Source organism: Aeromonas sp. Prich7-2, assembly GCF_017939255.1.
Taxonomy (GTDB): Bacteria; Pseudomonadota; Gammaproteobacteria; order Enterobacterales; family Aeromonadaceae; genus Aeromonas; species Aeromonas caviae.
The window spans coordinates 38,531-56,314 of the sequence record NZ_JAGKRI010000008.1 but is presented as its reverse complement, the minus strand read 5'-3'; the positions used below and the strand labels follow the sequence as shown (position 1 = coordinate 56,314).

The window sequence follows — 17,784 nt, the reverse complement described above, 5'->3', positions numbered from 1 at the left end:
CATCGTGCATGGATCATGGCGGCTGGACGGGGGTGAAGGTGAAGGAGCGCAGGCGGGGGCCGGATGGCTGGATACGGGTGTTGCAGGGGCTGGTGATCCTCTGCTGGGGCGGCTTTGTCGCCCTGCTCTCCCTCTATCACTTCGCCCGGCCAGAGGTGGCTTACGGCTTTCTGGTCTATGGGGGCGTCAAGGTGCGCCAGAGCTGGGATCCCCTGCTTACCCCCTGGCTGGAGCGCGGGCTCTGGGGTTGCTGCCTGCTGACCCTGATGGTGCTGGTGCTGGCCCGTGGCCGCAGCCGTCGGCAGGAAGATGCCCGCCACGTCAATCTCTTCATCCTGCTGCTGATCCTGGTGGCCTGCCTGCTACTTTACTACCGGGGCTGAGGGCCGTCGCCGTCATCCAGCTCCTGAGAGGCGGGGCGCTTGCCTATCTGGCGCTCCACGCTGTCGAGCATCTGGTTGTAGGCGAGCGCCACCCGGCCAATCTCGTCCCCTTCATCCCCCTCCAGCCTGTGGCCGAAGTCGTTGCGATCGGTGGCCTCCTCCATGGAGCGGGTCAGCTGGTTGAGGGGGCGGACTATCCAGGTGCGGATGACCCAGAGGGTGAGCAGGAGTCCCAGCCCGAAGATGAGGGTGAGGCTCAGGGCCGAGGTGAGGATGTTCTGCTCCACCCGGGTAAACAGGGTGTCGAGGGAGTAGTCAAAACGCACCGCTCCCAGTACGGTGTTTTCCGGCACCTGGTGGCAGCTGGTGCAGTCGGTACCGCGAAAATCCTTTCTGGCCAGCAGCGGGCGGGTCACCACCAGCCGGCTGTGCATGCCCTCATGCTCTACCTCCAGGCTCCCCTTGCCCGCCAGCGCCAGGGCATCGTACCTGTCCTTCGGGGCCTCGACGTCACGGCCCGGCCCGTACTGCTTGTTGACCGCCGCCCCGCGCACGATGCGGGCATCTTCCACGTGGGCGTGATCGAGAAACTTGGCGCGCAGGGTGTCGCGGGCGTCCATCTTGCCGGTCAGCATCAGCATGTTGAGGCCGTCGAAGTAGGCCTCGGTCTGCTCGCGGCTCTGTTCCTTGATGAGGGTCAGGATGAGGTCACGCTCGCGCACCGCCTGATAGGCCGCGGAAAACACCAACACCATGGAGAAGATGAAGAGCAGGAAGAAGTTGATCTTGGCAGCAATGGAGAGGCGCATGGGACTGGTACATCTGTTGGGTAAAACCCGCGCAGTCTACTCTCCTCGCCGGACGGGTTTTGGTGTCTTGCTCACATTCTGATGAAAAAGCGCCAAAAGGCCCTGCGTTCTCATGCAGGGCCCGTTCAGCCGGACTCAATATTCGCCGCTGGTGATGGCCTCGTGGATGGCGCCGGTCAATACCCGCAGCTCTTCAGGGGTGATGACGAAGGGGGGCATCAGGTAGATGAGCTTGCCAAAGGGACGGATCCAGGCGCCCAGCTCCACGAACTTGCGCTGGATGCGCGCCACGTCCACCCGCTCCTTCATCTCCACCACCCCGATGGCGCCGAGCACCCGCACATCCGCCACCGCCCGGTGCAGGGTCAGCTCCACCAGTTCGGTTTTGAGTTGGTGTTCGATGGCTTGCACTCGCGCCTGCCACGGGGAGGCGAGCAGCAACTCGATGGAGGCGTTGGCTACCGCGCAGGCAAGCGGGTTGCCCATGAAGGTGGGGCCGTGCATAAAGACGCCTGCCTTGCCGTCACACACGGTGCGAGCCACATGCTCGGTCGTGAGCGTGGCCGACAGCGTCAGGTAGCCGCCGGTAAGCGCCTTGCCCAGGCACATGATGTCGGGGCTGATCCCTGCCCAGTCGCAGGCAAACAGCTGGCCGGTGCGGCCAAAGCCGGTGGCGATTTCATCTGCTATGAGCAGCACGCCGAACTCGTCGCACAGGGCGCGCACCCACTGCAGGTAGCGGGGGTGGTAGAAGCGCATACCGCCCGCCCCCTGGACGATGGGTTCGAGCACGATGGCGGCAATTTCCTCGTGATGATCCGCCACCAGGGTGGCCAGCTCCACCACGCTCTGCTCGTCCCACTGGGCGTGGAAGCGGCAGCTTGGCGCTTCGACGAAATGGTGTTCGGGCAGGAAGCCCTGGTAGAGCTCGTGCATGCCGCCATCCGGGTCGCACACGCTCATGGCGCCGAAGGTGTCGCCGTGATAGCCGCCCCGAAGGGCGACGAATTTGGCGCGGGGCGTCCCTTTGGCATGCCAGTACTGCTGGGCCATCTTGAGGGCCACCTCCACCGCCACCGAGCCGGAATCCGCCAGAAAGACCCGATCCAGCCCCTTCGGGGTGATTTCCACCAGTTTGCGGCAGAGCTCGACCGCCGGGGCATGGGTCAGGCCGCCAAACATCACGTGGGACATCTTGCCGAGCTGGGCGGTGGCGGCCGCGTCCAGTTCCGGCACCTGATAGCCGTGAACGCAGGCCCACCAGGAGCTCATGCCATCCACCAGCTCGCGCCCGTCCGTCAGGGTGAGGGTCACCCCTTTGGCGCTGGCCACTTCATAGCAGGGCAGGGGATGGGTGAGGGAGGTATAGGGGTGCCAGACGTGGTGTAGGTCGAATTCTTGATTGGTCATTTTGTGTTCTGTTGTAAATTGATTTGATCTGGTCGGTGTTGACAGTCTACGCGTGCTCTCTACACTAGCCAACAATTTCAGCCACTTGGCTTCGCGAACGCCCTGGCATCGCGCTGTCCAGCTGGCGGGTCTTGCGGCGAACGCTCTCTTGAGCGCGGCGCAGGATCCCACCAATAACAACCGGAAGCCATGTATGAATGCTCTCACCGTGGGTGCCCACGCCCTTCGTCACGACTGGACCCTGTCCGAGGTTCAGGATCTCTTTGCCCTGCCATTCAACGATCTGCTGTTCCAGGCCCAGACGGTGCACCGCGCCCATTTCGACCCGAACGAGGTGCAGGTAAGCACCCTGCTCTCCATCAAGACCGGGGCTTGCCCGGAAGATTGCAAATATTGTCCCCAGAGCGCTCGCTACCACACCGGGCTCGAGACCGAGCGGCTGATGGAGGTGGAAAAAGTGCTGGAGCGGGCCCGGGAGGCCAAGGCCAACGGCTCGTCCCGCTTCTGCATGGGGGCAGCCTGGCGCAACCCGAAAGAGAAGGACATGCCCTACATCCTGCGCATGATTGAAGAGGTGCGCGGGCTCGGCATGGAGACCTGCATGACCCTGGGGATGCTGACCGCCGATCAGGCGGCGCGTCTCGGGGCTGCTGGGCTCGATTACTACAACCACAACCTCGACACCTCGCCGGAGTTCTACGGCGACATCATCACCACCCGCACCTATCAGGACAGGCTCGACACCCTGGAGCATGTGCGCGGCGCCGGCATGAAGGTCTGCTCCGGCGGCATCGTCGGCATGGGGGAGCAGGCGAAAGATCGGGCGGGCCTCTTGATGGCGCTGGCCAATCTGCCGCGCCACCCGGAGAGCGTGCCCATCAACATGCTGGTCAAGGTGAAGGGGACGCCCCTGGAGAACCAGGAGAACCTGGACCCGTTCGAATTTATCCGCACCATCGCCGTGGCGCGCATCATGATGCCGGCCTCCCACGTGCGCCTCTCCGCCGGGCGGGAGAAGATGAACGAGCAGATGCAGGCCATGTGCTTTATGGCCGGGGCCAACTCCATCTTCTACGGCTGCAAGCTGCTGACCACCCCCAATCCGGACGAGAACAGCGACATGCAGCTCTTCAAGCGCCTTGGCATTCGCCCCGCCCAGCGGGCCCAGAAGCCGGATCAGGTTCAAGAGGAGGAGCTGCTGGCCGAGGTGAACCGCCAGAGCGAGCCGAGCGAACTCTTCTACGATGCCACCCGTTCCCGCGCAGATGTCCTCCGTCCATGATGACGCCCGTTGTTACCGGCCCCTTTGCCCTGGGGGAGGCGCTGGCCGAGCGTGAACAGGCCACCCTGCTGCGCCGACGCACCCCGGTGGAGGTGGCGAGCGGTGGGCGGATCCGGGTCGGGGGGCGTGATTACCTCAACGTCTCTGGCAACGACTACCTGGGCCTTGCCGGTCACCCCGCCATCAAGGCCGCCTTCACGGCGGGGGTGGCGCAATATGGCGCAGGGGCAGGCGCCTCGCCCCTGGTGACCGGTTACAGTCGCGCTCACCAGCAGCTGGAAGAGACGCTTGCCGACTGGCTCGGCGTGGAGGCGGTGCTGCTGTTCAACTGCGGCTTCTCCGCCAATCAGGCGGTGCTCAAGGCGCTGCTCGGCAAGGATCACCTGCTGTGGCAGGACAGGCTCAACCACGCCTCCCTGCAGGAGATGGGGAGCCAGCTCCCCTGCAAGATGAAGCGCTTTTGCCACAACGACATGGCGGCCCTTGAGCGGCTGCTTGAGCCAAACCGGGGCCTGATCGTCTCGGAAGGGGTCTTCAGCATGGACGGGGATCAGGCCCCCTGGGCTGAGCTGGCCACACTCGCATCCCGAAGCGGCAACTGGCTGATGATTGACGATGCCCACGGCCTCGGCGTGCTGGGTGCCGAGGGGCGCGGCACCCTGGCGGCCCAGGGGGTTGCTCCTGCCAGCGTGCACATCCAGATGGGGACCTTCGGCAAGGCGCTCGGGGTGGCCGGCGCCTTTGTGGGTGGCAGTCGCGAGCTGGTGGAGTACCTGGTCAATTTTGCCCGCCACTATGTCTACAGCACCCATATGCCCCCCGCCCAGGCGTGCGCCGTGCGCCAGAGCATCGAGCTGGTACGCGTAGCCGACGAGGCCCGTGCCCACCTGGCTCGCCTTGTCGCCCGGTTCCGGCAGGGGGCGCAGGCGCTAGGCTGGCGGCTTGGGGGAAGCGATACCCCCATCCAGCCGCTGCTGGTGGGGGAGAGCGTCGCTGCCCTGCAACTGGCCGAGCGGCTGCGGGAGTGCGGTGTCTGGGCCGGCGCCATCCGCCCGCCCACGGTGCCGGTCGGCACGGCGCGCCTTCGCATCACCCTGTGCGCCGCCCATGGCGAAGATGACGTGGATCGCCTGCTCGAGGCCCTGGGGCCCCGCCAATCCACTGACGAGAGAGGGGGCGCCCATGGTGCATGAGCGTTTCCAGTCGGTGGACAAGGCACAGCTCGCCCGCCGCTTCGGGGCGGCGGCCCGCCACTACGACGCCCACGCCCGCTTCCAGCAGGAGGTGGGGCAGTCGCTGCTGGCGCGCATGGACGAGGGGGGCGTGAAAGAGGTGCGCTCAGGGGCCGGGCTGGATCTGGGTTGCGGTACCGGTTTCTTCCTGCCTGCCCTGGCGCCGCGCTGCGAGACGCTGATCGGGCTGGATCTCGCACCCGGCATGCTGGCCCAGGCCGCCCTTCGCGGCAGCGGAGCCCGCCTGGTGTGCGGCGATGCGGAGGGGCTGCCCTTTGCCGACCAGAGCCTGGACTGGGTCTTCTCCAGCCTGGCCCTGCAGTGGTGCGAGCGACCGGCCCAGGCCTTTGCCGAGCTCAACCGGGTGCTCAAACCCGGTGGCCAGGTCTTCTTCTCGACCCTGCTTTCGGGGTCACTGTGGCAACTGCGGGAGGCCTGGCGGGCCGTGGATGGTCGTGACCATGTCAATCGCTTCCTGACGTTGCCCCAGTTGCAGCAGGCGGCCCGTGACGGGGGCTTCGAGGCCCCGGCACTCTGCCCGCTGACCTGGTCCCTCGCCTACCCGGCGCTCAGCGGACTGCTGCGCGACCTCAAGGGGATAGGTGCGAGCCAGGTCAACGACGAGCGGTCTGCGGGCCTGGGTCATCGCCAGCGCCTGGTGCGACTGGGGGAGGCCTACGAGTGCCACCGTCAACCGGACGGCCTGCTGGCCGCCAGCTACGAGGTCTGCCTCGGGCGCCTGGTGCGGCGCTGACACAAAAAGACCCGGCGCACCCACCCCTTCAGCGGCAGGACGCGCGCCTGCCTTTCACCATGGATATCGGGGCGCCTCTGCGCCCCTGCACTGCATCGAGGAATCATCATGGGGACATCTTATTTCATCACGGGCACGGACACCGACGTGGGCAAAACCCTGGTGGCCCGCACCCTGTTGCTGGCGCTTGCCGCCAGAGGCATTCGCTGCGCCGGGTACAAACCGGTGTCGGCGGGCTGCACCCGCACCCCGGAGGGGCTTCGCAATCTGGATGCCTTGCTGTTGCAGCAGGCGGCCACGGTTGCGCTGCCCTACGAGCAGGTCAATCCCTATGCCTTCGAGCCGCCCATCGCCCCCCATATCGCCGCCCGTGAGCGGGGGGTGAGCATCCCCTTCGAGGGTCTCTCCGCCGGCTTGCGGGAGATTGAGGGAGCTGGGGCCGATCTCGTCATTGTCGAAGGGGCGGGGGGCTGGTTCCTGCCGCTGGATCATCAGCGTCTGCTCTCGGAGTGGGTCGCCCAGGAGCGGCTGCCGGTGATCCTGGTGGTGGGGGCCAGGCTGGGCTGCCTCAACCATGCCCTGCTCACCGTCAGCGCCATTCGCCAGCAGGGGTTGACCCTGGCGGGCTGGGTCATCAACCGGGTGGATCCGCACATGAGCCGCTACGAGGAGAACCTGGACACCTTGAAAGCCATGTTGCCGGCCCCATTTCTGGGGGAGCTCCCCTTCGTGGACGCGGTGAATGAGGTGGATTTGCACCACTGTCTCGATGTGTCGCCCTTGCTCTGAGGCCAGACATTCAGCAAACATTCATCGAGTCTGTCTATTATCTGGGGCAAGTGTGGCATCGGTCGCCCCTGGGGGGCACCGAACCATGCATCCATATCTCACAAGGAGTCAATATGAAGCGAATTATGCTATTCCTGGTGACCAACCTGGCCGTCATGCTGGTGCTGGGGGTGGTACTCAATATCCTGTTCTCGGTTCTGGGGATCAACAAGTCCAGCATTTCCGGTCTGTTGGTGTTCTGTGCCGTGTTCGGTTTTGGGGGTTCCTTTATCTCCTTGCTGATGTCCAAGTGGATGGCCAAGCGCAGCTATGGCGTCCAGGTCATCGAGCAGCCCCGCAACGAGACCGAGCACTGGCTGGTGAGCACTGTTGCCCGTCAGGCCCGTGAGGCTGGCATCAAGATGCCGGAAGTGGGGATCTACGACTCCCCCGAGATGAACGCCTTTGCCACCGGCGCCCGCCGTGACGACTCCCTCGTCGCCGTCTCCTCCGGTCTGCTCTACAGCATGAGCCGCGACGAGGCGGAAGCCGTGCTGGCCCACGAGGTGAGCCACGTGGCCAACGGCGACATGGTGACCCTGACCCTGATCCAGGGGGTGGTGAACACCTTCGTGATGTTCTTCGCCCGCATCGTGGCCGGCGTCATCAGCAACTTCTTCAGCTCCAACAACGAGGAAGAGAGCAGCAGCACCGGCGGTTTCGCCTACATGATCACCGTGTTCGTGCTGGAGATGGTGTTCGGCGTGCTCGCCTCCATCATCGTCATGTGGTTCAGCCGTCAGCGCGAGTTCCGTGCCGACGCCGGTGCCGCCAAGCTGGCCGGCCGCGACAAGATGATCGCCGCGCTCCAGCGTCTCGCCCGCGGTGCCGAGCCGCAGATGGAGGGTTCCATGATGGCGTTCGGCATCAACGGCAAGCGCTCCATGAGCGAGCTGTTCATGAGCCACCCGCCCATCGAGCAGCGCATCGCCGCCCTGCGTGGCTGATAGCCAGTCATCTAAAGAAAACGGCTGCCCCTGGGCAGCCGTTTTGCATTCCGGGGACGGGGTTTTGCCCCCCGATCACCCTATTTGATCACCAGATCCGTCAGGGGCACGGCGCAGCAGGCGAGGATCTTGCCCTCGGCACGCTCGGCGGCGCTGATGGCGGGGGCATCGGGGTGATCCACCTCGCCCGAGACCAGGGTCTGCTTGCAACTGCCGCAGATGCCGGCACGGCAGCTCCAGGGCAGCTCTACCCCCTGCTTGTTGGCCTGATCCAGCACGGTGCCCTGGTTGTTGCCCGCAAACTCCCGCTCGCCGATACGCAGTTGCACCGCCTGATGGGGGCGGGCCACCGAGAGCAGGGCCCCGCCAAAGCTCTCCTGGCGGATGCGCCCGGCCGGTACGCCGAGGGCGCTCAGCCGGTTGGCTGCATCGGCCATGAAGCCGTGGGGGCCGCAGATGAACACCTCCCGCTCCTGCAAACCCCGGATCCGGCCCAGATGATCGTCATTCAGACGGCCGCTGAGCCCCTGCCAGTGTTTGTCAGGCTGGCTCAGGATCAGGGTGAGGGTCATTCCCTGCTGCGCCATGGCGTGCAGCTCGCTGGCGGCAGGGATGTCTGCCTCGCTGCGGCACAGGTGCATGAAGTGAACGTCACCGAGCTCCCCCCGTAGTGCCAGAGTGCGGGCAATGGAGAGCATGGGGGTGACACCGGATCCCGCCGAGAGCAGCAGCAGCCTGCGCTCGGACCCTAAGTGAAACTCGCCGGCCGGGGGGGCGGCCAGCAGGTGATCGCCCACTTTCAGCTCATGGTGCAGCCAGGGGGAGAGGCGGCCATCGGCCAGCTTCTTGACGCTGATGCTGTAACGCTCGGGCCGCTCCGGCGTGGAGCTCAGGGTGTAGCGGCGTTGAACCCGTGTGTTTTTGATATCGAGGCTGATGGGCAGGTGCTGGCCAGGCAGGTAGTCGGGCAGGGGCTCGCCGTCGGCGGCCTCGAACCAGAAGGTTTCCAGATCCCGGGCCAGGGGTTCCCGGGCGACGCACACCAGCTCCCGCTTTTTCGGGGCCGCGTTGGGGTAGACCGGCGCCCGGGCCCGCTCCAGCACCTCGATCTCGCTGCCCGCTTCAATCCACCCCTCGTTCAGGGCCACCAGATTCTGGCCGAAATAGACCTCACCATCTTCGCCACGGCGGTAGCGGGTGAGGGTGGCCAGCGGCTCTTTCAGGGCATTGAAGCGCTCCGTGCCTGCCTCCACCGTGGTCATGATGCAGCGGCTGCACGGCTTGTCCACCCGAAACTCCACCTCGCCGATGCGGATCCGCTTCCAGCCATCCTCTTCGAAGGGGCGGGTGCCGCTCGCCACCAGGTTGGTACGAAACTGGCTCATCTGGTGCAAGGCATCGGATCTCAGGTTGAGATCCTCAAGGGAAGCCTGGCTGATGAGCAGCAAGGGGTAGCCGTCCGCAAAGCTCACCCGGGTGCCGGTCTTCTCCCGAAAACGATCGGATGCCTCCCCGAGCCAGAGCAGGCGCACCGGCTCCCTCGCCACCCGGCTCAGCCACTCATCGGCGTCGGGCCCGGTGTGCAGGGCGGTAAAGCGATCCCCCCAGACACCGGTGTGCTGAGGGGCGCGACTGAACGCCGCCTCCATGAGGGCAAGGGGGGGCAGACCCGGATAGCGCAGTTGCAGCCCTCCCTCGACGGGGGTGGCCACCACCTGCTGCAACTGGGGATGGGTGCGGGCGGTGATAAAGGTGCCATCCGGTTTGACCACCATGTAGCGGCGATCCCCGGCAAGTCCCTCCTGGGTCACCCGGGCGCGCTCCAGCGGCATGCCTGCCGTCGATTTGATGGGGTAGAGATGTATGCTGGCGAGGGTCGGCATGTCCTGGTCCTTGTGCTGTGGCGATTCCTGTGAAGAGGGGAAGATAACGATTCCTGCCCCGGGCGGCAATCTTCTCCTGCTGCCCACGTCGAGGACGGCGAGGGGGCTCGGGCGACAGGCCCGAATGGCTGCGGGGTGTGACGGGGATCCGGTTGTGAAGGGGGCGACCCATAAAGCGCAACATTTATTGATCCTGATCCACCATGTCGTACAAAAAACGGCCCATCATCGAGCCAGCTTCCAGTTTCTGACGCTTTCGCTTCTTCCCTCTCCGGCCACCGTCTGCCCAGGCAACACGGTATCAAGCGCATTCGGATGGGGCCTGTCACACAAAAAGAAGAAAGCAATGTATGAGCAAACAACTGGATATGACCCCACAGCCGGATCTCTCCCAGAAAACGGGAACAGGCCCGGTCCGTACCCGGCTGCCCGTCTGGCGGCCGGCCCTGCCACCTTGCAACCATGCCTGCCCGGCTGGCGAGAACATCCAGGCCTGGCTTGCCCTGGCCGAAGCGGGCCGCTTTGAGGCGGCCTGGCAACGACTGATCGAAGAAAATCCCCTGCCTGCGGTCCACGGGCGGGTCTGTTATCACCCCTGCGAAACGGCCTGCAACCGTGCCCAGGTGGATGATGCCGTCTCCATCCACGCCATCGAACGCTTCCTCGGCGACGAGGCGCTGGCCCGGGGCTGGCAGCCTGCGCCGCCTGCCCCCGCCAGCGGCAAGAAGGTGCTGGTCATTGGCGCCGGTCCCTCCGGCCTCTCCTGCGCCTGGCACCTCAACCGGCTCGGCCATCAGGTGGAGATCCGCGAAGCGGGCCCGCTCGCCGGCGGCATGCTGCGTTTCGGTATTCCCGCTTATCGTCTGCCCCGCGACGTGCTGGATCGGGAGGTGGCCCGCATCGTGGCGGCCGGGGTGACCCTGACCCTCAACCACAAGGTGGAAGACGTGCTCAAAGCGCGCGACGAGGGGGGCTTTGACACCGTCTTCATGGCCATCGGCGCCCATCTGGCCAAGCGGGTCGACATTCCGGCCCGCGAGGCGGGCAAGATCCTCGATGCGGTGAGTTTCCTCGAGCAGGCCAGTCTGGCGGAGGAAAAAGGCTTGCCGCCGCCAAAACTGGGGCGGCGGGTGGCCATCTACGGCGGCGGCAATACCGCCATGGATGCGGCCCGTACCGCTCGTCGCCTCGGGGTCGAGGAGGCGATAATCATCTACCGCCGCGACCGGGACCATATGCCAGCCCACGCCTTTGAAGCCGATGAGGCCGAGGAGGAGGGGATCAAGATCAACTGGCTGCGCACTATCCGCCAGCTCGACAGTACCAACATCGAGGTGGAGGTGATGGCGCTGGATGCCGAGGGCAAGCCGGTGCCCACCGGCAAGTTTGAAACCCTCGAAGCGGACTCCCTCATTCTGGCGTTGGGTCAGGAGGTCGACCTCTCGGTGCTTGAGAGCATCCCCGGCGTGCGGGTCAACAAGGAGGGAGTAGTACAGGTTGGCGAGAACCTGATGACGGATGTGCCGGGCCTCTTTGCCGGCGGCGACATGGTGCCCTCCGAGCGCACTGTCACCATCGCCACCGGCCACGGCAAGAAGGCGGCGCGCCATATGGATGCCTGGCTGCGCGGTCGCCTCTACCACAAGCCGCTCTCCTATTCATTGGTGGGGCCCGAGCAGTTGCAGCTCTGGTTCCAGACCCATGCGCCGGCCAGCAGCCAGCCGATCAAACCGCCCTCGGCGCGGGACGACTTTGGCGAGATCATCGGCGGGCTGGATGAGGTGGCCGCCCGCTACGAGGCGGCGCGCTGCTACTCCTGCGGCAACTGCTTTGAGTGCGACGGCTGTTATGGCAGCTGCCCCGAGCAGGCCATCGCCAAGCTGGGGCTGGGTCTGGGGTATCAGGTGGATGCCGAACTCTGCACCGGCTGCGGTGTCTGTCATGACCAGTGCCCCTGCCACGCCATCGAGCTTCGCCAACCGGAGGAGTCCCAATGAAACATGAACTGATCATGGTTGACGGCAACGAAGCCGCGGCCCGGGTGGCGTACCAGCTGAGCGAAGTGTGTGCCATCTACCCCATCACCCCGAGCTCGACCATGGCCGAACTGGCCGATGCCTGGGCGGCAGAGGGGCAGACCAACCTGTGGGGCAACATCCCCACGGTGGTGGAGATGCAGAGTGAAGGGGGGGCGGCTGGCACGGTACACGGCGCCCTGCAGGCGGGGGCGCTCGCCACCACCTTCACCGCCAGTCAGGGACTGATGCTGATGCTGCCCAACATGTACAAGATCGCCGGTGAACTGACTTCGGCGGTGTTCCATGTGGCGGCCCGATCCTTGGCGGCGCAGGGGCTGTCGATCTTTGGCGACCATCAGGACGTGATGGCGGCGCGCAGCACCGGCTTTGCCATGCTCGCCTCCGGCTCGGTGCAGGAGGCGCAGGACCTGGCCTTGGTCGCCCACAGTGTCACCTTGCAGTGCCGGGTGCCCTTTATCCACTTCTTCGACGGGTTCCGTACCTCCCACGAGGTGAACAAGATCACCGCGCTGCACAAAGATGAGATCCGGGCGCTGATCGACAACGACTGGGTGCGGGCCCACCGTGCCCGAGCGCTCAACCCGGATCATCCGGTGATGCGTGGCACCGCCCAGAACCCGGACACCTATTTCCAGTCCCGCGAGAGCGTCAACCCCTTCTACGAAGCGGTACCGGCCCGGGTGCAGCAGTGCATGGAGAGCCTCGGCGAGCTGACCGGCCGCCACTATCGGCTGGTGGAGTATCACGGCGCGCCTGATGCCACCGACGTCATCGTGCTGATGGGCTCGGGGGCGGCTACCGCCCGCACCACCGTGGATTGGCTCAACCAACAGGATCGCAAGACAGGGGTCTTGGTTGTGCGCCTCTATCGCCCCTTCCCGGTACAGGCGCTGCTCGATGCCCTGCCCGCGAGCGTTCGCCGCATGGCGGTGCTGGATCGCACCAAGGAGCCGGGTGCCGGTGGCGAGCCGCTGCTGCTGGATGTGCAGAGCGCGCTGATCGACGGTTTGCAGCGCGGCCTTATCAAGCGGCTGCCCTGGCTCAGTGGCGGTCGCTACGGCCTCTCTTCCAAGGAGTTCACCCCCGCCATGTGCGCGGCCGTGTTCGAGGAGCTGGCATCCGATGCGCCGCGCCCGCGCTTTACCGTGGGGATCGTCGATGATGTGTCGGGCCTCAGTCTGGCCTGGCACCCCATCGGCGATCTGGAGCCTGCCAGCCGGGTGCGGGCGCTCTTCTTCGGTCTCGGCGCCGACGGCACTGTGGGCGCCAACAAGAACAGCATCAAGATCATCGGCGAGCTGGAGGGGTTCCACGCTCAGGGCTACTTCGTCTACGACTCCAAGAAGTCGGGCTCGCGCACCGTCTCCCACCTGCGCTTTGGCCCCGAGCCCATCGATGCCCCCTGGCTTATCGAGCAGGCGAGCTTTATCGGCTGCCACCAGTGGGGCTTTGCCGAATCGGTCGATCTGCTGGAGCACGCCGCCGAAGGGGCGACCCTGCTGCTTAATGCTCCCTATGAGCCTGAGCAGGTCTGGGCCGAGCTGCCCGAGCGGCTGCGCGCCCGCATCCGCGCCCTCGATATCCGGCTCTATTGCATCGATGGGGATCGGGTGGCCGAGCGCAACGGCATGGGCAATCGCATCAACACCATCATGCAGACCTGCTTCTTCGCCCTGGCTGGCATCTTGCCGCGGGATGAGGCGATTGCGCTGATCAAGGAGAGCATCGAGAAGAGCTATGCCCGCAAGGGGCCCGAAGTGGTCGAGCGCAACTTCGCGGCGGTGGACGACACTCTGGCTCATCTCCATCAGGTGGCCATCCCGGCCGGTGAGGAGCAGATCAGCGACTATCCGCTGCCACTGGCACCGGGTGGCAGCGAATTTGTCCAGCGGGTCACAGGCCCGATGCTGGCGGGGCGCGGCGATCGCATCCCGGTCTCCATGCTGCCGGTGGATGGCACTTACCCCACCGCCACCAGCCGCTTCGAGAAGCGGGATATCGCCCGCGAGATCCCCATCTGGCACTCCGATATCTGCATCCAGTGCGGCAACTGCGTCTTTGTTTGCCCCCATGGGGCGCTGCGGGCCAAGTTCTACCATCAGGACTGGCTGGCAACGGCCCCCGAGGCAGCGCAGTCGGTGCCCGTCACCGCCAGGGGTTTCCCCGACAGCCGCTACACATTGCAACTCTATCCGGAGGATTGCACCGGTTGTGGCCAGTGCGTGCAGGCTTGTCCGGTGCGGGCCGGAGCGGATGCCCGCCATCAAGGCGAGAGTGCAGAAGGAGAGAGCCATGAAGGCGAGCGTGCCATCGTCATGATGGACAAGGCGCCCCATCTGGCTGGCCAGAAACAGGCGCTGTGCTGGTTCGAGAGCCTGCCGTGGCCTGCCCGCGAGCGGGTGGACTTCTCCACCGTGCGCGGCACCCAGTTCCTCGAACCCCTGTTCGAGTTCTCCGGTGCTTGCGCCGGCTGTGGCGAGACCCCCTATCTCAAGCTGCTGACCCAGCTGTTTGGTGATCGCATGCTGGTGGCCAACGCCACCGGTTGCTCCTCCATCTACGGCGGCAACCTGCCGACTACCCCCTGGGCCAAAAACGGTGAAGGGAAGGGGCCGGCCTGGTCGAACTCATTGTTTGAGGACAACGCCGAGTTCGGCTTTGGTTTTCGCCTCACCGCCGATCAGCACCACGGTCAGGCAGTGGCAGCCTTGCAGGCGATGAAGGGGGAGATCGGGGAAGCGTTGGTCGAGTCGCTGATCAGCGCCCCGCAGCGGCTGGAGTCGGAGATCCGCGCCCAGCGGGGCCGAGTGGCGCAAGTGCGGGAGCGGCTGGAAGAGGTGAAATCCGGCAAAGCTCGCGAACTGCTCTCCTTGATTGATCAGCTGGTGCGCCGCTCGGTCTGGATAGTGGGCGGCGATGGCTGGGCCTATGACATCGGCTCGGCGGGGCTCGATCATGTGCTCGCCTCCGGCCGTGATGTGAACGTGCTGGTGATGGATACCGAGGTCTACTCCAACACCGGCGGTCAGATGTCGAAATCGACCCCGCTCGGTGCCGTCGCCAAGTTTGCGGCGGGGGGCAAGACCCTGGCCAAGAAGGATGTAGCCTTGCAGGCCATCTCCTACGGCAACGTCTATGTTGCCCGCATCGCCTTTGGGGCCAATCCGCAGCAGGCGCTGCAGGCCTTGCGTGAGGCCGAAGCCTATCCGGGCCCGTCCCTTATCATCGCCTACAGCCACTGCATCGCCCACGGCCTCGACATGGAGCAGGGATTGGCCCAACAGAAGCGTGCGGTCGATTCGGGCCACTGGCCGCTGATGCGCTACAACCCGGTACTGCGCAGCGCCGGGCAGAACCCCTTCAGCCTCGACAGCCTGCGCCCCTCCATCCCCCTTGCCGAATATCGGCAGCAGGAGACCCGTTATAGGGTGCTGGCCCAGAGCCATCCACAGGAGGCCGAGCGGCTGATGCAGGTGGCGCAACAAGTGGCGTGGCAGAAGTGGGCCACCTACGAGGAGATGGCCACCCGCGAGGCCAGCCATTTCCATCCGCCGGTGTGATCATGGGATGAAACAGGTAAGACAAAGCGGGCCATTGGCCCGCTTCGTTTTCCGGTGCCAAGGGAAGTGGCCGTTGCCGCGCCTTGGGGCGGCCAACAAAAAGCCCGGCGTCGGGCCGGGCTGGCAGGATAAGTTGCTTATCCAGGTATTCGTCGAGGCGTCTAGTGTGGATGTTGTTTGAGGATGTCGTATATCTCCTCTTTCAGTTTAAGTTTCTGTTTTTTCAGATCCTTCACCTCGGAGCTGTAGTCGCTGGCGTGGTGTTTCTCCAGCTTTCTGATCTCCGCATCCAGGTCGTTGTGCAAGTCAAACTTCTTCTGGAAATGGACATCACTGCTCTTCAGTTTCGAGATGAGATCTCTGTACTCCGGAAACATGTAATGAAGCCTCCTTGTTGTCGTTTGATTGTGCCTGCAAGACCAAAGTACCCCTTACTGCCGGGGAGAAACGTGATCCCGATCCAATTCGGGGCCACGGATTTGCTGCATGGGAAGGGCGATTTTTAACTGTTTGAATTACAAGATGATTGCCTGCTGACCCAGGGGCAGCAGAGGAAAGAAGCGGGATCCGCTTCACATTCGGGAGAGGGGGTCTGCAACGGGGCGGGCAACAGAAAGGGGCGCGAGGCCCCTGACTGGAAACGGGTGAGCCGTTTACTCTTTTTTCTTTTTCTTCTCGGGCAGGGGCTTGCCGTCTCTGGCAATCACCTTGCCTGCCTCGAAACCGATCTGCGCCGCCAGCTCTTCCAGATCCGGCGCCTTGGCCTCGTTGCCGATGGCGTACTGGTAGTTGGCGATGGAGATCTTCTCCGCCACCGGTGTGCCCGGCACGATGGGTTCGCGCCAGCCCTGACCGATGTGGGCCACCAGGGTGCCGTTCATGATGAGCTCGCCGACGATCTCCTGGGTGGGGATGCCCTTGCCGTAGGTGAGGCCCTGCGGGTGCTTCTTGCCAACCAGGGGCTCTTGGCTTGCGGGCATCAGCTTGGTGCGGATCAGCCACTTGGGCGATTTGGTCTTGCCCACCGCCTTGCCGGTCTGGTACTCGTTGATCTTGATGGTCTTGATCATCTGGGCCGTGAACTCCTTGGTCAGGGCCTTCTGGGCTTCGCTGGTCTCGTCGATGACGATGGGGGCCACATACCAGGTCTGGGGAGCCTGCGCCTTGGGAGTCGCCGGGGCGGTTTGCGCCATGGCGAGCGGGCTGAGCAGGATGGCCGTCAACAAGAGTCCGATTTTCTTCATGGTGATTCCGCTTATGTTTCGACAAGAATTTTGTTTTGCCAGCGACGACTGCGCCAGCGCCAGAACATGGCCAGACCGCGCACCCACTCGTCGCAGGTGAGGGCCAGCCAGATGCCTACCAGGCCATAGCCCTGCATGATACCAAGGAAATAGGCCAGAGGAACGGCAATGCCCCACATGGAGACGAGCGCCATGTAGAGTGGGAAACGGGCATCCCCGGTGGCGCGCAGGGCGTTGATCACCACCAGATTGAAGGTGCGACCGGGTTCGAGGATGAGGCTGATGAGGAAGAGCTGCGCCACCTGGGTGATGATGTCGGCGTCGTCGGTGAACAGGCTGATGATGGCGCGGCCGTTGAGGGCGGCGGCGATGGCGATGGCGGCGGTGACGATGAGGCCGAGTTTCAGGCTCTTCATCAGTTGGCGATAGGCCTGATCGAAGCGTCGGGCCCCCGCCAGGTGGCCGATGATGATCTCGTTGCCAAGGCCGATGGAGAGGCCGAACAACAGGATGAACAGGCAGATCTGGAAGAAGTAGGACTGGGTCGCCAGCGCCTTGTCGCCGAGCAGGCCGACGAAGGCGGTCACCACCATGAACTGCAGCATCCAGGAGAGGTTCTCCCCCGCCGCCGGCAGACCGATGTGCAGCACCTTGTCCAGCATGGCGCGGCTTGGGCGGACGATCTCGGGCAGACGCAGCCGGATGCCGGTCTTGCGCGCCACCAGCCATACCAGCAGCGCCACCCCGACGATGCGCCCCGCCACCGTGCTGATGGCGACCCCGGCGACCCCGAGCTGGGGCAGGCCGAACCAGCCATAGAGCAGCAGCAGGTTGCCGACGAAGGTGATGAGGTTGACGATGAGGGTCACGTACATGGCCTGGCGGGTGTGGCCGTGGGCACGCAGGGTGGCGGCCAGACAGAGGGCCGCCGCCTCCGGCAGCAGGCAAAGCCCGATGATCTGCAGGTAGAGGCTGCCGTCGCTCATCAGGTGGGCAGGCAGGTTCATCAGCGCCAGCATGGTGCCGGCCCCCGCCATGACGCCGACCGCGGCCACCAGTCCCACCAGCAGGTTGAAACCGATGGCGGTGTGGATGACGACGCGGGCTTTTTCCTTGTCTCCCGCCCCCAGATACTGGGTGATCACCACGCTGGTGCCGATGCTGACGAAGCTGAACAGGGTGATGGCGAGATCGAACACCTGGTTGCCCACCGCGAGGGCCGCCACCCCCTGATAGGAGACGTGGCCCACCATGAAGGTGTTGAGGGCCCCGGTCAGAAAGTGAAGGGCCAGATCGATGAACAGTGGCCAGGTCAGGGCGAAGAGGGAGCCCGGGCCTGCGTGGGATTGAGTCTGCATGGGATATCCAGGTGCTGGCGATGGCCCTCGTCAGGGCCAACTGGAGGGGCATTTA

Annotated in this window: 14 protein-coding genes; 8 read left to right on the top strand and 6 right to left on the bottom strand. The window is 64.8% G+C overall.

Annotated features, from left to right (window positions below; all coding sequences use genetic code 11):
- Nucleotides 1–80: 80 nt before the first annotated feature.
- Complete coding sequence (locus J9892_RS02215; RefSeq protein ID WP_119196831.1) at nucleotides 81–383, top strand: hypothetical protein; 303 nt, start codon at nucleotides 81–83, stop codon at nucleotides 381–383.
- Here J9892_RS02215 and J9892_RS02210 read toward each other — a convergent pair.
- A complete protein-coding gene (locus tag J9892_RS02210; protein WP_210537957.1) occupies nucleotides 371–1,192 on the bottom strand; it encodes a HAMP domain-containing protein in 822 nt (273 codons plus the stop codon). The genes J9892_RS02215 and J9892_RS02210 overlap by 13 nt on opposite strands.
- Nucleotides 1,193–1,327: 135 nt before the next feature.
- Nucleotides 1,328–2,602 (bottom strand): adenosylmethionine--8-amino-7-oxononanoate transaminase, encoded by a 1,275-nt coding sequence (bioA, locus tag J9892_RS02205; RefSeq protein WP_113977945.1) that lies wholly within the window; start codon nucleotides 2,600–2,602, stop codon nucleotides 1,328–1,330.
- A gap of 193 nt (nucleotides 2,603–2,795) precedes the next feature.
- Here bioA and bioB point away from each other — a divergent pair, with 193 nt between their 5' ends.
- From bioB to htpX, 5 genes are all read left to right on the top strand, one after another.
- Nucleotides 2,796–3,884: a biotin synthase BioB gene (bioB, locus tag J9892_RS02200; protein WP_210537956.1), complete on the top strand. Its 1,089-nt coding sequence runs from the start codon at nucleotides 2,796–2,798 to the stop codon at nucleotides 3,882–3,884.
- Nucleotides 3,881–5,077 carry an 8-amino-7-oxononanoate synthase gene (bioF, locus tag J9892_RS02195; protein WP_210537955.1) on the top strand — a complete coding sequence of 399 codons (1,197 nt, stop codon included), beginning with the start codon at nucleotides 3,881–3,883 and terminating at the stop codon, nucleotides 5,075–5,077. Before bioB ends, bioF begins: the two co-directional genes overlap by 4 nt.
- Entirely contained in the window at nucleotides 5,067–5,870 is an 804-nt protein-coding gene (bioC, locus tag J9892_RS02190) for a malonyl-ACP O-methyltransferase BioC (protein ID WP_210537954.1), read from the top strand. Before bioF ends, bioC begins: the two co-directional genes overlap by 11 nt.
- Before the next feature lie 108 nt (nucleotides 5,871–5,978).
- The gene (gene bioD / locus J9892_RS02185; protein WP_041212695.1) at nucleotides 5,979–6,659 is read left to right on the top strand and encodes a dethiobiotin synthase; all 681 of its coding nucleotides are present in this window, start codon (nucleotides 5,979–5,981) and stop codon (nucleotides 6,657–6,659) included.
- 113 nt (nucleotides 6,660–6,772) lie between these two features.
- Nucleotides 6,773–7,645 (top strand): protease HtpX, encoded by an 873-nt coding sequence (gene htpX / locus J9892_RS02180; protein WP_010674070.1) that lies wholly within the window; start codon nucleotides 6,773–6,775, stop codon nucleotides 7,643–7,645.
- A gap of 80 nt (nucleotides 7,646–7,725) precedes the next feature.
- Here the strand turns inward: htpX and J9892_RS02175 are convergent, their stop codons facing one another.
- Complete coding sequence (locus J9892_RS02175) at nucleotides 7,726–9,528, bottom strand: hybrid-cluster NAD(P)-dependent oxidoreductase (protein ID WP_210537953.1); 1,803 nt, start codon at nucleotides 9,526–9,528, stop codon at nucleotides 7,726–7,728.
- Nucleotides 9,529–9,878: 350 nt separating this feature from the next.
- Here J9892_RS02175 and J9892_RS02170 point away from each other — a divergent pair, with 350 nt between their 5' ends.
- The gene (locus J9892_RS02170; protein WP_210537952.1) at nucleotides 9,879–11,525 is read left to right on the top strand and encodes an NAD(P)-binding protein; all 1,647 of its coding nucleotides are present in this window, start codon (nucleotides 9,879–9,881) and stop codon (nucleotides 11,523–11,525) included.
- The gene (gene nifJ / locus J9892_RS02165; protein ID WP_210537951.1) at nucleotides 11,522–15,127 is read left to right on the top strand and encodes a pyruvate:ferredoxin (flavodoxin) oxidoreductase; all 3,606 of its coding nucleotides are present in this window, start codon (nucleotides 11,522–11,524) and stop codon (nucleotides 15,125–15,127) included. The genes J9892_RS02170 and nifJ overlap by 4 nt, the downstream gene beginning before the upstream one ends.
- A 161-nt stretch (nucleotides 15,128–15,288) precedes the next feature.
- Here the strand turns inward: nifJ and J9892_RS02160 are convergent, their stop codons facing one another.
- From J9892_RS02160 to J9892_RS02150, 3 genes are all read right to left on the bottom strand, one after another.
- Nucleotides 15,289–15,504, bottom strand: a complete 216-nt coding sequence (locus J9892_RS02160; protein WP_005313020.1) for a DUF465 domain-containing protein — start codon at nucleotides 15,502–15,504, stop codon at nucleotides 15,289–15,291.
- A gap of 276 nt (nucleotides 15,505–15,780) precedes the next feature.
- Entirely contained in the window at nucleotides 15,781–16,371 is a 591-nt protein-coding gene (locus J9892_RS02155) for a hypothetical protein (RefSeq protein WP_039039859.1), read from the bottom strand.
- An 11-nt stretch (nucleotides 16,372–16,382) separates the two neighbouring features.
- Entirely contained in the window at nucleotides 16,383–17,729 is a 1,347-nt protein-coding gene (locus J9892_RS02150) for an MATE family efflux transporter (protein ID WP_113977958.1), read from the bottom strand.
- Nucleotides 17,730–17,784 lie beyond the last annotated feature (55 nt).

Bases quoted from the DNA above. Each gene is read 5' to 3' on its own strand.
- J9892_RS02210 (WP_210537957.1), bottom strand. From the start codon at position 1,192: ATGCGCCTCTCCATTGCTGCCAAGATCAACTTCTTCCTGCTCTTCATC.
- bioA (WP_113977945.1), bottom strand. From the start codon at position 2,602: ATGACCAATCAAGAATTCGACCTACACCACGTCTGGCACCCCTATACC.
- bioB (WP_210537956.1), top strand. From the start codon at position 2,796: ATGAATGCTCTCACCGTGGGTGCCCACGCCCTTCGTCACGACTGGACC.
- bioF (WP_210537955.1), top strand. From the start codon at position 3,881: ATGATGACGCCCGTTGTTACCGGCCCCTTTGCCCTGGGGGAGGCGCTG.
- bioC (WP_210537954.1), top strand. From the start codon at position 5,067: ATGGTGCATGAGCGTTTCCAGTCGGTGGACAAGGCACAGCTCGCCCGC.
- bioD (WP_041212695.1), top strand. From the start codon at position 5,979: ATGGGGACATCTTATTTCATCACGGGCACGGACACCGACGTGGGCAAA.
- htpX (WP_010674070.1), top strand. From the start codon at position 6,773: ATGAAGCGAATTATGCTATTCCTGGTGACCAACCTGGCCGTCATGCTG.
- J9892_RS02175 (WP_210537953.1), bottom strand. From the start codon at position 9,528: ATGCCGACCCTCGCCAGCATACATCTCTACCCCATCAAATCGACGGCA.
- J9892_RS02170 (WP_210537952.1), top strand. From the start codon at position 9,879: ATGAGCAAACAACTGGATATGACCCCACAGCCGGATCTCTCCCAGAAA.
- nifJ (WP_210537951.1), top strand. From the start codon at position 11,522: ATGAAACATGAACTGATCATGGTTGACGGCAACGAAGCCGCGGCCCGG.
- J9892_RS02160 (WP_005313020.1), bottom strand. From the start codon at position 15,504: ATGTTTCCGGAGTACAGAGATCTCATCTCGAAACTGAAGAGCAGTGAT.
- J9892_RS02155 (WP_039039859.1), bottom strand. From the start codon at position 16,371: ATGAAGAAAATCGGACTCTTGTTGACGGCCATCCTGCTCAGCCCGCTC.
- J9892_RS02150 (WP_113977958.1), bottom strand. From the start codon at position 17,729: ATGCAGACTCAATCCCACGCAGGCCCGGGCTCCCTCTTCGCCCTGACC.